The sequence below is a fragment of the Halorarum salinum genome (assembly GCF_013402875.1).
In the GTDB taxonomy this organism is placed as follows: Archaea; Halobacteriota; Halobacteria; order Halobacteriales; family Haloferacaceae; genus Halorarum; species Halorarum salinum.
Map to the genome: position 1 here is coordinate 2,126,383 of NZ_CP058579.1, position 12,405 is coordinate 2,138,787.

13 protein-coding genes are annotated in these 12,405 nt (G+C 70.2%); 5 read left to right on the forward strand and 8 right to left on the reverse strand.

The window, feature by feature from the left end:
* Positions 1-136 precede the first annotated feature (136 nt).
* A complete protein-coding gene (locus tag HUG12_RS10415; RefSeq protein WP_179268706.1) occupies positions 137-1,411 on the forward strand; it encodes an MFS transporter in 1,275 nt (424 codons plus the stop codon).
* Between the two features lie 236 nt (positions 1,412-1,647).
* On the opposite strand, the gene HUG12_RS10420 is transcribed toward HUG12_RS10415, so the two are convergent.
* Complete coding sequence (locus tag HUG12_RS10420; RefSeq protein ID WP_179268707.1) at positions 1,648-2,574, reverse strand: 1,4-dihydroxy-2-naphthoyl-CoA synthase; 927 nt, start codon at positions 2,572-2,574, stop codon at positions 1,648-1,650.
* A 173-nt stretch (positions 2,575-2,747) separates the two neighbouring features.
* Between HUG12_RS10420 and HUG12_RS10425 the strand changes: the two genes are divergently transcribed.
* Positions 2,748-4,079, forward strand: coding sequence for an outer membrane protein assembly factor BamB family protein (locus HUG12_RS10425; RefSeq protein WP_179268708.1), 1,332 nt, complete (start codon positions 2,748-2,750; stop codon positions 4,077-4,079).
* On the opposite strand, the gene menD is transcribed toward HUG12_RS10425, so the two are convergent.
* From menD to HUG12_RS10445, 4 genes are all read right to left on the reverse strand, one after another.
* Positions 4,076-5,845, reverse strand: coding sequence for a 2-succinyl-5-enolpyruvyl-6-hydroxy-3-cyclohexene-1-carboxylic-acid synthase (gene menD / locus HUG12_RS10430; protein ID WP_179268709.1), 1,770 nt, complete (start codon positions 5,843-5,845; stop codon positions 4,076-4,078). The two genes, HUG12_RS10425 and menD, sit on opposite strands and share 4 nt — an antisense overlap.
* 486 nt (positions 5,846-6,331) lie before the next feature.
* On the reverse strand, positions 6,332-7,321 hold the full coding sequence (locus HUG12_RS10435; RefSeq protein WP_179268710.1) for a sulfite exporter TauE/SafE family protein: 990 nt from the start codon (positions 7,319-7,321) through the stop codon (positions 6,332-6,334).
* Positions 7,322-7,323: 2 nt separating this feature from the next.
* A complete protein-coding gene (locus HUG12_RS10440; protein WP_179266820.1) occupies positions 7,324-7,506 on the reverse strand; it encodes a DUF7512 family protein in 183 nt (60 codons plus the stop codon).
* Between the two features lie 54 nt (positions 7,507-7,560).
* Positions 7,561-8,994, reverse strand: coding sequence for an FAD-binding oxidoreductase (locus HUG12_RS10445; protein ID WP_179268711.1), 1,434 nt, complete (start codon positions 8,992-8,994; stop codon positions 7,561-7,563).
* Between the two features lie 149 nt (positions 8,995-9,143).
* On the opposite strand from HUG12_RS10445, the gene HUG12_RS10450 reads away from it, so the two are divergent.
* Both HUG12_RS10450 and HUG12_RS10455 read left to right on the forward strand, forming a co-directional pair.
* Complete coding sequence (locus tag HUG12_RS10450; protein WP_179268712.1) at positions 9,144-10,055, forward strand: helix-turn-helix transcriptional regulator; 912 nt, start codon at positions 9,144-9,146, stop codon at positions 10,053-10,055.
* A gap of 25 nt (positions 10,056-10,080) precedes the next feature.
* Positions 10,081-10,380: a hypothetical protein gene (locus HUG12_RS10455; protein WP_179268713.1), complete on the forward strand. Its 300-nt coding sequence runs from the start codon at positions 10,081-10,083 to the stop codon at positions 10,378-10,380.
* Positions 10,381-10,650: 270 nt separating this feature from the next.
* Here HUG12_RS10455 and HUG12_RS10460 read toward each other — a convergent pair whose 3' ends face one another.
* The 3 genes from HUG12_RS10460 to HUG12_RS10470 all read right to left on the reverse strand — a co-directional run bounded on the left by HUG12_RS10460 (position 10,651) and on the right by HUG12_RS10470 (position 11,615).
* Positions 10,651-11,031, reverse strand: coding sequence for a DUF4112 domain-containing protein (locus HUG12_RS10460; protein WP_179268714.1), 381 nt, complete (start codon positions 11,029-11,031; stop codon positions 10,651-10,653).
* Positions 11,032-11,033: 2 nt separating this feature from the next.
* Positions 11,034-11,312: a UPF0058 family protein gene (locus tag HUG12_RS10465; protein WP_179268715.1), complete on the reverse strand. Its 279-nt coding sequence runs from the start codon at positions 11,310-11,312 to the stop codon at positions 11,034-11,036.
* Between the two features lie 87 nt (positions 11,313-11,399).
* Positions 11,400-11,615: a ribbon-helix-helix domain-containing protein gene (locus HUG12_RS10470; protein ID WP_179268716.1), complete on the reverse strand. Its 216-nt coding sequence runs from the start codon at positions 11,613-11,615 to the stop codon at positions 11,400-11,402.
* A 182-nt stretch (positions 11,616-11,797) separates the two neighbouring features.
* Here HUG12_RS10470 and HUG12_RS10475 point away from each other — a divergent pair, with 182 nt between their 5' ends.
* Positions 11,798-12,391, forward strand: a complete 594-nt coding sequence (locus tag HUG12_RS10475) for a sulfite oxidase-like oxidoreductase (protein WP_179268717.1) — start codon at positions 11,798-11,800, stop codon at positions 12,389-12,391.
* Positions 12,392-12,405: the final 14 nt, after the last annotated feature.

The window sequence follows — 12,405 nt, forward strand, 5'->3', positions numbered from 1 at the left end:
CCGAACCGGCGTCGGCAGGGTGCCGCCGTGAACGGCCGCGCTGGGGCGCGACCACGACGTCCCCCGGCAGTTCCACGGCGGGGTTGACCGGGACCGGCAGGTACTCGGCGCCGCCCGGCAACCTAGCGCCGACCAAGTGCGCTCCCCGTCCAGCCTCGTTCGCGCCGTCCCGCGCGAGACGGTGTTCGTCGTCGGCATCGTCAGCGGTTCCCACGTCGTGAACCACATGTACCTCGTGCTGTTCCCGCCCATCCTCGGCGTCCTCGCGGCGGACTTCGACGTGAGCCTCGCCCAGCTCGGCGTCGCGCTCGGCCTTCAGGCGTTCGTCAACACGGTCATGCAGCTCCCGTACGGCCACCTCGCGGACGCCCGCGACCGGACGCTGACGCTGGGGCTCTGTCTCGGCGTCGGCTCGCTCGGCGTGCTCGTCGTCGCCGCGGCGCCGACGTTCGAGTGGGTGCTCGTCGGCCAGGCGCTGCTCGGGCTCGGCATCGCCGGGCACCACCCCGCACACTTCCCCCTGCTGGCGGACGCGACGCCGGAGGCGACCCGCGCCCGCGCGTTCAGCGTCCACGGCTTCGCGGGCAACCTCGGGTTCGCGACGCCGCCGGTGCTCATCACCGCGATCGTCGCGGTCCCCGGGCTGACGTGGCGTCACGCGTTCGGGCTCATCGGCGGCGTCGGGCTCCTGTACGGGCTCGTCGCGGTCGGGGCGCTCCGCCGCTTCGTATCCCCGTCCGTACGTATCCCCACCCGCGAGACGGACCAGGAGCCATCCTCGACGGTCTCCCTCCGCTCGCGACTTCGCGCGGGGATCGACTCGATGCTCGCCGCGCCGGGCATCCTGGGGCTGGGGGTGTTCGCGCTGGTCGCCTCGACGGTGATGTGGGGCGTGACGACGTACGTCGTCGTCCTTTTGACCGACGGCTACGGGCTCGGGTCGGGGCTCGCGAACCTCGCGCTGTCGGCGTCGTTCGTCGTCGGCGCGGGGTTCATCCTCGTCGGCGGGGACCTCACGGACCGCTTCAGCCCGGGGCCAATCCTCGTCGGGAGCTACGTGCTGGTCGCGACGTTCGTCTTCGCGCTCGCGTCGCTGGTCGTCCCGCCCCTCGTCGCCGCCGTCTGTGCGGTCCTCGCCGGCAGCGTCGGCAGCCTCGGAATGCCCGCCCGCGACAAACTCGCGGACGCGCTCTCGGCCCGCGGCGACGTGGGGAAGAACTTCGCGGTCATCACCGTCGGCATCATGGTCGGCAACACGCTCGCCGCGCCGGTCTTCGGCGCACTCATCGAGTCGAACGGGCTGCGGACGACGTTCGGCACGGTCGGCGCCGTCGCCGTGCTCGCCGTGCTGGTGGTCGGCGCGCTCGTCAGCCGCGTCGACCCCGACGGGACCGAGGCGGCGACCGCGTAGAAACGTTAGCGAGCGCGGAGCCGTAGCGAAGGCGGTGCGGTGGCGGAACGAAGGCGGTGCGGGAGCGGGGCGGTGGCGGTGCGGAGCACCAGTTCACCCACCGCGAACGAGGGAGGCGGGGCGCAGCCCCGCCGACCGAGCGAGCGGGATTTTGGCATGAACGGGTTTTGCCGGGGGTCGACGAGCGAGCGCGCCTCCGGCGCGCGAACGAGGACGCCCCCGGCAAAAGAGGTTCTTTAATAGTGCCAGGGGTACCCCGAGAAGTCCTGCTCTCTCCCCTCGAGGAACGCGTCCCGCCCCTCCCGTGCCTCGGGGGTCATGTACGCCAGCCGCGTCGCCTCGCCGGCGAACACCTGCTGGCCCACCAGCCCGTCGTCGGTCATGTTGAACGCGTACTTCAGCATCCGCATCGCGGTCGGCGACTTGCTCGTCATCTCGTCGGCCCACTCCAGCGCCACCGATTCGAGGTCCTCGTGGGGGATCGCCTCGTTGGCCATCCCCATGCCGACGGCCTCCTCCGCGGAGTACGTCTTCCCGCGGAAGAACACCTCGCGGGCCTTCTTCTGGCCGACCTGCTTCGCGAGGTACGCCGAGCCGAAGCCGCCGTCGAAGCTGGCGACGTCGGGGTCCGTCTGGAGGAACTTCGCGTGCTCCTCGCTCGCGAGCGTGAGGTCACAGACCACGTGCAGCGAGTGGCCGCCGCCGACCGCCCAGCCGGGGACGACCGCGACGACGGGCTTCGGCATGAACCGGATGAGCCGCTGCACCTCGAGGATGTGGAGGCGGCCGGCCTTCGCCTCCCTGACGAGCGGGTCCTCCGACTCGTCGGCCTGGTCGCCCTCGCGGTACTCGTAGCCGGACTCGCCCCGGACCGACTGGTCGCCGCCCGAGCAGAACGCCCAGCCGCCGTCCTTCGGGGACGGGCCGTTGCCGGTGAGGAGAACGCAGCCAACGTCCGCCTGCTTGCGCGCGTGGTCGAGCGCGGCGTACAGTTCGTCCACGGTGCCGGGCCGGAACGCGTTGCGCGTCTCCGGCCGGTCGAACGCGATGCGGACCGTCGGGGAGTCGACCGCGCGGTGGTAGGTGATGTCGTCGAACTCGTCGCTCCCGTCGACGGGGGTCCAGCGGTCCGGATCGAAGATCTCGGAGACTGCGTCGGTCATGTCCCCAGACGGGGTCGGAGCGCGCAAAAAGGTGTACGCCTCGCGGCCGCGGCTCCCCTCGATTCCGCCCGCCCTGCTCGCTTCCATCCGGTCACCTCGCTCCCGTCCGCTTCCCTACCGTCCCTCACCACCCCTCCACAACACCCTTACCGCCGACTCGTGACGCTCCGCGTATGGTTTCCCGCAGAACCGCCCTCCGACTCGCGGGCGCCGGCTTGGTCGGTCTCGCTGGCTGTACCGACCGCCGCGGCGCCGGAACGCCCACCGCGACCGAATCCGACGCGCCGGACGAGACGACGCCGGGCGGCGGAACGCCGGGGGACGGAACTCCCGACGACCCGAATCGAAACACGGACGTCGAACTCGAGGGGGCGACCCCCGCATGGGCGAGGGTCCTCGGGGAGGACCTGTCGACCGACCCGGCGTACGCGGACGGCCACGTCGCCGTCGTCGTCGGAACCACGGCGTACGGCCTGGACGCGGCGACCGGCGAGACCGCGTGGACGTTCGAGTCGCCCGTCTCGCCCGGGGGCGACTACGGTCGCCCGACCGCGACCCTCGCGGCCCACGACGGGGTCCTCTACGCCCTCGTCGGCGTCAGCGTCGGCACCGGCGCGCACGACCACGTCCTCCACGCGCTGACGCCGTCGGGCGAGGAGCGCTGGACGTACGAGTCGGGGATCGGCGGCTTCCACGAACTGGTCGGCTTCGGCGACGGCGCGGCGGTCCTCGGGACGAGCGACGACGCCGTCGGAGGCCCGGACTCGGGCGGCCACGCGACGATCGCCGTGGACCTCGCCGCCGGACGCGAGCGCTGGCGTACGGAGACTGCGGACGTGCTGGGCGGAACAGTCGGCGACGACGTCGCCGTAGTGCGGGTGAACGGCGCGGTCGACTGCCTCGCCCTCGCGACCGGCGAGCGTCGGTTCCGATTCGCCCCGGCCGTCGACGGTCGGATCTCGGCCAGCGCGGTCGGCGGCGGACGGGTGTTCGCGGGCCTGCTGCGGTACGAGGGCGACGGACCGACGGCGTACGCGCTCTCGGCCGAGGACGGCACCGAGGACTGGACGGTCGACGGGACGGTCGTCACCTCACTGCGCTACCTGGACGACCTCTACGTCGGCGGCGAGCACGTCGTCCGCTACGGGCCGGACGGCACCGAACGCTGGCGCTACGACGGCGGCGGCCTCGTCGCGGACGTGCCGTTCTACGACGACGCGCTCTACACCAACAGCGGCTCGCGCGTCGTCGCGGTCGATCGGCAGGACGGCCGGGAACTGTGGGGGACGGCGGCGACCGACCTCGCGATCCCCCGCGCCCGGGACGGCGACGCCGTCGTCTCCTCCGACGGCCAGGCCCGGACGGTGTTCGCCCACTCGGCGGGGGACGGGATCGAACGGTGGCGGGCGACGCTCCCGGACGAGTACCCGCCAACGCCCGCGGCCGGCGGCGACGGCGCGTACCTCGCGACCGTCGGCGGCGACCTGGTGATGGTCCCGCTCTAGTCGAGCGCCGCGACCCGTTCCGCCACCTCGTCGGCCAGCCGCTCGCGAATCCGGTGGCTCGCCTCGGCGTCGGTCGTCACCTCGACCACCGTCGTCCCGTCGCTCGCGACCGCCTCCGCGTAGGCGTCCCGGAACCCCTCCCGGTCCGCGCCGTCGACCCGCTCGAACGTCAGGTCGTACAGCCCTTCGGTGTGCGAGAAGTCGAGGCCGTGGGGCGTCTTGAACTGGCCCGTGAACGGCGGGTCGTACTCCTCGATGGGGAGCATGTGGAAGATGCCGCCGCCGTCGTTGTTGAGACAGACGACCGTCGCGTCCACGTCGCAGCGCGAGAGCGCGAGCAGGCCGTTCATGTCGTGGTAGTACGCCAAATCGCCGGTGACGAGCGTCAGGTCGTCGGTCGTCGCCGACCCGGCACCCAGCGCCGTCGAGACGACGCCGTCGATGCCGGAGGTGCCGCGGTTGCCGAGCACCGTCAGCCCCCTCGCGCGCGGCTTCGCGAACCGGTCGGCGTCGCGGACGGGCATCGAGTTCGAGACGAAGACGGTCGCCGGTTCGGGACACAGTTCCGCCACGTCGGCGAGCACGCGCCCCTCGAACGGCTCCTCGGCCGCGACTGACTCGACGGCGTCCCAGTGTGCCGCCTCCGCCGCCTCCCAGCGGGCGCGCCAGTCGGCCGAGGACGGTCCCGAGACGTGCCGCGCGACCGCCGCCGCGAGCCGCGAGGGGTCGGCCACGACGAGGTCGGTCGCGGTGAACTCCGCCTCGCGCCACCCTGCGGCGGGGTCGACGAGGAGCTGCCGGGCGCCGGTGTCGGCGAGGTACTTCCGGAGCGGCTTCGACGTGGGCGAGGCGCCGATCCGGAGGACGACCTCCGGGTCCGGCCAGTCGGCGACCCCGTCGCCCGCGAGGAACCCGTCGTAGCCGCCGAGCACGGGGGCGACGCGGGTGGCCGAGCCGAACCGGAGCCCGGAGAGCGGGTCCGCGAGCACCGGGAAGCCGGTGGCGTGCGCGAGCGCCGTCAGCGCCTCGGGGTCCGGGCCCGGCGGGTCGGCCGGCCCGGCGACGACGAGCCCCCGTTCGGCCGACAGCGCGCGGGCGACCTCGTGGACCGCCTCCTCGTCGGGGACGACGTGGCCCGGCGTCGTCGAGACGAAGGCGCCGTCGCGGCCCTCGGCGGCGAGTTCGGGGAGGTCCTCGGGGACGTCGCCCTCGACGGGAACCGGCTCCAGCGGCTTCGCGAACGGGAGGTTAAGGTGGACCGGACCTGCGGGCGTACCCTCCGCCTTCGCCACGGCACGGGCCGCGGTCGTCCGGAGCGAGCGGAGCTTCCGGGGCGTCGCCTCCGGTTCGGCGACGTCGGCGTACCACCGGACCGCGTCGCCGTAGAGCTTCTCCTGGTCGACGGTCTGGTTCGCGCCGGAGTCCCTGAGTTCCGGGGGTCGGTCGGCGGTGAGGAGCAGCAGCGGCGCCCTCCCCCGGTCGGCTTCGAGGACGGCGGGGTGGAAGTTCGCCGCGGCGGTCCCGGAGGTGCAGACGAGTGGCGTCACCCTGCCGGTCCGGCGGGCCCGCCCGAGCGCGAAGTAGGCCGCCGAGCGCTCGTCGAGGTGCGAGAACGTCTCGACGTCGGGATGCTCGTCGAACGCGACGGTCAGCGACGTCGAGCGCGACCCCGGGCAGAGACAGACGGCGCGGACCCCGGCCCCGTGGAGTTCGTCCGCGAGCGTTCGGGCCCACAGCGCGTTCCGATTCGGCGCTCGTCCGGTCATGGCCCGGGGTTCGGGGCGGGAGGTGAAATAGGGCTTCGGAATCGGCGCGGCGAGCGCGGGCGGGTTGGCGCGAGCGACGCAACCGACCGACTCGGACCCCCGGCGGGGACGCATCGGGCGGGGAAGTCGCGTGGCGCGTGCCGGCGCGGACGAACACGTTCCACGTGTCGAATCGGGGATCGAGGACCGTCTCCGCGTCACCAGCATCGAGGGACCGGGACGTCTACCGCCGTGGCCTGCATCTCCCTAGTCGACACCGAGCGAGCGAGGAGAGGGGGAGGTTCGATCCCGGTAGCGGACTCGTCGGAAGGGGTCAACGGTCGCCGTCCCGGTGATTCGAGCGTATTCCGCTCAGGTCCGGACCGAGCAGTCGGTACCACGATTTCGACGAAAGCACCCGGAATTACTTCCGCGGAAGCTACACCGGACCGAGAGCCAGCCCACGTTCGGACTCCATAGCAGTACCCTTCGAAGCGATACCGGTACTTAGCGGGTCAGTGGCGGCCCATGCTCTCGATTCTTCCTGAGCGCATCGATCGACGCATGGACGATCGTACCACCGACCAGGGCGGCAGTTCCAGAGACGAGGACTGCGCTCGTCGTCCCGAGCGTCTCGACGCCGTACACGACACTCGCCCGCTTACTCGCGGTGGCGACACCCCCAGCGAGCAGCATACCCGCGAAGCATCCCGTGAAGTCGCCTTCGCCTACGAGACGCGTCGCACCTGCACCGATACGAGCGCCGAGTGCGCTTCCGGCGAGCAACGCGGTGACGACGGGGACGTCGACGGCGTTCGACTGGGCGTAGACGAACGTCCCGAACGCGCCCGACGCCACGATCTGGAGGCTGCTGGTCCCGGCAGCGATCGCACCGGGAACGCCGAACCCGTATGTCATGACGGGGAGCAGAGGGAACCCCCCACCGACGCCGAGCCATCCGGAGAGAACGCCGATGGCCGACCCGACGACGAGGACGACCCACACCGAGACGGTCCCACCGCCGGGTAGCGACAGCATCGGTGGGAGTTCGATGGCCGGAACCCTGGGAGTGACTTCGATCGTGCCTACGTCGGTGCCGCCAGTGCGGGCGTCCCGGAGCACGAAGAGACCGACCGCACCGAGAAATCCGACGTAAACCACGCTGATGACGAGGTCGGCGCTGCCGAGGTCCTCGAGCAGAAACACGACTCGCGCTCCGACCTCGACGCCCAACGTCGTTCCGAGGGCCATCACCGTAGCCAGTGGATAGCTGACCTGGCCGTGATCGCGGCGTCTGAGCGCACCGATGACGCTGGTGCCGAACACGAACGCGAGGCCGCTCCCGACGGCCGCCGGTGCCGGATATCCCAGCACCAACAGCGCTGGCGTCACGAGGAACGACCCGCCCATCCCGAAGAACCCGAAGAGGATGCCGATGAACGTGCCGAATCCGACGAAGAGAGCGATCAACGCGATACCGAGCCCGAGGGGTTCCACGGTCAGGTACCCACGAGCATCTCACGGGCGGCCGGGCCGGCGACCCGCGTCAGCGCCCCGTATCCGACGTACAGCACGAGTGCTTCCGTCAGCACGAAACAGACCGTGGCAACAGCCCGCCCGGCCTCGCCGAACACTGGAGCGACCAGCAGGACGCTCACGAGCGCCACGAGCGTACCCGTCATACGACCCGGGGCGTCGACGACTGCCCCCGGACTGCCGCGAGTTCGGCGGCCCGATCACTCATGGCATTTCCCGCCGTCGGTCTGTGCGCTTCCGGACGGCGTGATGTTCTGGTTGAGGCTGAACAGGTTCGTCGGGTCGTACTCGTTCTTCAGCGCGACCAACCGCTCGTACGTCGGTCCGAACGTGGACCGCATCAGTTCGTCGCCCCCTTCGAGGAACCCAGGGAAGTTCAGGTACACCGAACCGTCCGAGAACTGGCGCATGTCGTCGAGACAGTCGCGCACCCACTCGACGTTGGCGTCGTCGTCCTCCGGGCGTTCCCAGTTCGCCTCGACGCCCAGCAGGAAGGGAGCGTGCCGCCCCGCGAACGCGCTGTCCTCGACGTCGACCCGTTCGATCGCGCCCCCCAACTGCCAGACGTCGACGGTCGAGAGCGGCGAGGGTGCCACGTCGGTCCAGTACGCGATCCGCTCGATGGCGGACCCCGACAGGCCGTCGAGGTACAGCGACTTCCAGTAGTAGCGCATCCCGTCGGGGTAGTCCTCGTCGAAGAGCCGCTGTAACTCCACGTACGGCATCGACCCGCTGAAGTCGGCGATCGGCTCGTCGAGGTCCCGCAGGGGTGTCAACGCACGTTGGCCTTCTCCAACCGGCCCCGCGTGACAGCCAACGATCCCGATCTTGGCTTCGTCCACCGCGTCCGCGGGGAAGAGTTCCTCGTCCGGCATCACGCCCGCCGTCGTGAGCGTGCTGACTTCCTCGGGCGCGGATGCGACGTACTCGCGGTACGCTCTCAGGCACTCGGCCATCCGATCCCCGGAGTAGAACGCCAAACACATCGCCACCTCGGGTCCGACCGGATGAAGGTCGAACTCGAAGCCGGTGACCACGCCGAAGTTACCACCGCCACCGCGCAGTCCCCAGAAGAGGTCGGCGTTCTCGTCCTCGCTGGCAGTCAGGTAGTCGCCGTCCGCCGTGACCAGGTCCATGGACGAGAGGTTGTCACAGGTCAGACCGTGCTTGCAGCGGAGATGGCTTAACCCACCACCTAGCGTCAGCCCCGCGACGCCCGTCTCCGAGACGAGGCCACCCGGTGTCGCCAACCCGAACGCCTGCGTTTCGTGATCGACGTCCGCCCACGTCGCACCGGCCTGGACCCACGCCGTCCGTGCGTCGGGATCCACCCGCACACCCCGCATCTCCGAGAGGTCGACGACGAGTCCGTCGTCGCAGACTGCGGTCCCGGCGACGTTGTGGCCACCGCCACGTACCGCCACGAGGAGGTCGTTCTCGCGCGCGAAGTTCACGGCAGCGATGACGTCCCCGACGCCACGACACCGGGCGATCAGGGCGGGATGCCTGTCGATCATCCCGTTCCACACCGTGCGCGCGTCGTCGTAGTCGACGTCGCCGGGACGAATCAGGTTTCCGTGGAGTCCCGCTTCGAACCGTTCGATCCGTTCATCGGGGATGGCGCGTCGTGCCATGCGGAACCGAACGACGGCACGGGTGTTGGCCTCACCCATCGAGCAGCGTTCGGCGTCGGGAGCACCGTCTCGGGCAGCGAGACGGATCTCGGAGCGTGCACGGGATAGAGTTACTATCCGTGATAGCCTCCGTCTAGCGAGTGGGTCACATGACGTCTGACAAGGACCACCGCCTGGACGACGATGGCCGCCCCCCGCCTGGCTCACCCGTCTTCGAGGCCATCCTGGAAAACGAACGGAACCGCCGCTACCTCGGCGAGCGCCTGGACGCCGCGGGCGACCGCATCGACACGGACCTCCTCGGGGACGTCGTCCGGCACGGTCCCGTCCTCGAAGCGCTGCTGGAAGAGCCGCTCGATCGCCGGGGGATCGAAGCACGACTCGACGTCTCGCGGGCGACGAGCCACCGCTACACGCAGTGGCTCGACGAGCAGGGATTCGTCGAGAAGGCCGATGGCCGGTTCCAGTTGACCTGGCGCGGCGAGGTCGTCGCGGAGGAGGTGCTCCGGTTCGAGGCGAACGTGCGGACCGCACACAGACTGACCCCGCTTCTCGATGCCATCTGTGAGGACCACCGGGAGTTCGTCGTCGAACCGTTCGTGGACGCGACGATCACCGTCGCCGAACTGGACGATCCCTACGGACCCGTCGAGCGGTTCCTCTCGCTCGTCGACGAGTCGGAGGCCTTCCGGGGGTTCAACACGACCCACATGGCTCCGCTGGTCCTCGGCGAGTTCCACCGGCGCGTGTTCGACGAAACCGACACTGAAATCATCCACCTGCCTGCCACCGTGAGGAAACTCTTCGAGACGTATCCCGAGCGCGCCCGGGAGGCGATCGATCGGGGGCACCTGGCGCTCCGGACGCGTGACGACCTGCCGTACGGCCTCGCCCTCTTCGACGAGCGCGTCGGAATCGGAGGGTACGACGAGACCACCGGCCTCATGCAGGTGTTCGTCGATACGGACGCGCCGATCGGCCGCGAGTGGGCCGAGCGCGTCTACGCGTCGGTCAGGGCCGATTCCGAACCGCTCGGGGAGCGGAAGGATCTGATCCGGTAACTCGATCTCGGCGTGGCGGACTCGTTTGCGGACCGGGGGAGCCCGTGGCGAAGTCACTATTCGGGGGCTCGACCTCGGTACGAACCCGGAGGCGGAAGAACTCCGCCTCCGGGTCGACGCCGTCCGCCGACGCGGTATCGAGCAGACGACGCTCGGCGTCGCCGACACCCTTCAGCATGCCGAGGACGAGATGGATTCGCGGTCGGCGTTCGACTCGCTCCGGTTCTACTCCGAGGCCCTCCGATCTACGACGTCGGCGACGTACACGAGCGGCTTCGTGACGTCGATCCGCCTCACGTTCGGTGGACGGTTGCTGGCCTGGTAGACGCCCTCGTCGACGTCCTCGAACGCGGACCCGTGTCCGTCGGGCGTGCTGCGATCCGGCCGCTCGGCGTGGAGGCGACGGGGACCCGGATTCGGGACGTCCACCGATCGGTCCTCGGAACGCGGCTCGCTCGCTATCCGACACGAGCGACGTAGCGGAGGACGGTCGAACGCTCGGGAAGCGGACCCACTTGGCGGCCGTTTCGCGTTAGATCGCATCCGAAACCGGGGTTTCGGCGGATTCGGAGGGAACGATCCCCCCGATCGCCGACTACGCGTCCGCGACGACGGCCCGTTCGAGCAGGTCGGCGTTCCGTTCGTTCGTCTTCCAGGCGACGTCGACGGCGTCGCCGAGGACGGGGACGCTCCCGGCACCGGCGTCGACGCCGACGTTGACGAGCATCCTGGCGAGCGTGCGGCGGTCGGCGCCGAGGCGGTACGCCTCGACGACGACGAGCAGCGAGAGGGCCGCGGCGGCGAGGTCGCCGGCGACCGGAAGGAGTCCCAGGAGGGGGTCCAGACCGACGCGGACCCCGAGTCCGGGGACGCGGAGGGACGAGTCGAGAAGCTCCGCGAGCCGTCGGACGCGGTCGACCCGGCGCGCGACCGCGTCGGGGGGCCCGGCCGCGCCGGCGGCCCTCGATGCGGCCACGGCTACAGCTTCGACTCGGCGTCGTCGGCGAGTTCCTCCATCCGCTTTCCGACGCGCCCGGCGTTGGAGAATTCGTCCTCGGTCATCGCCGAGGCGAGCGCGTTGCCGAGCACGAAGACGGCGTGTTTGTGCTCGCTCTTGGACTTGTGGACGTGGGACGGGTCGACGTCGAGCTGGTGGTACGGCTCGAACAGCTCCGACTGGACGTCCTCCCGGTCGTTGAAGTGCTCCATGATCGTCACCATCTGCTCGTGGAGTTCGAGGAGCTCGTCCTTGTGCATGGACGCGCCTATGCGGCAAGCCGATTTAAGGATTGTCCGGCAGGCGGTACCACGGCGACGGCAGCGGGCGTAGAAGGGGGTCCGCGGTCAGAAGACGTACTCGTCCTCGTGGCCCATCATCCCGTCGTCCTCGAACCCGGGCTCGGTGTCCTCGTCCTGCGGGCCGCTCGTCTTGTACGCCTTCATCCCGGTTGAGATGAGCTCCTCGATCGCCTCCTCGCGATTGACGAACTCGCCCTGTTCGACCATCTGGGCGATCTGCATCTCGAGGTGCTCCGGGATGGTGATCTCGACTTTGGGCATCTACCCGGTGCTAATCCCAGATGCTATTTAAAACCTACGGGGGTGTTTTCCGGCCGCACAATCGACGTTTCCGACGGGCGAGGGTACGGTTCGCCGTCGGAAATAGAAGTTGTCCGTTCCGTTCGTTCGCCGCTTCGGGTCCGAGTCGATACCCTTTGGTGAACGCGACCCCTGCGTCCGGTATGGTCACGGACGTTACCGGCCTCCACGAGGAGTACGACGGCGACCGCCTCCCGCCGGGCCAGCGGAGGACGGAACGCTTCCCCGTGCTCTCGAAGTCCGGAACGCCCGACTGGAACCCCTCGACCTGGGAGTTCGAGGCGTGGGGCGCCGTCGAGGAGCCGCCGTCGCTCTCGTTCGAGGAGTTCACCGACCTCCCGAGCGAGACCCAGCGGCAGGACTTCCACTGCGTCACGGGGTGGTCGAAGTTCGACTGCGAGTTCACGGGCGTCACCTTCCCGACCGTCGCCGACCTGGCCGGCGTCGAGGACGACGCGACCCACGTGCTGTTCCACGCGCTCGACGGCTACACCACCGACATCCCGCTGGCCGACTGCATGCGCAGGGAGGTGCTGTTCGCGTACGAGTACGACGGCGAGCCGCTCCCCGAGGACCACGGCGGCCCCCTCCGCGTCGTCACCCCCCACAGGTACGCCTACAAGGGTGCCAAGTGGGTGACCGGGGTCGAGTTCCTCACCGACCCCGAGCGGGGCTACTGGGAGAAGCGGGGCTACTCGGACTCCGCGAACCCGTGGAACGAGGAGCGGTACAGCTAGCGCACGGGTCCCGG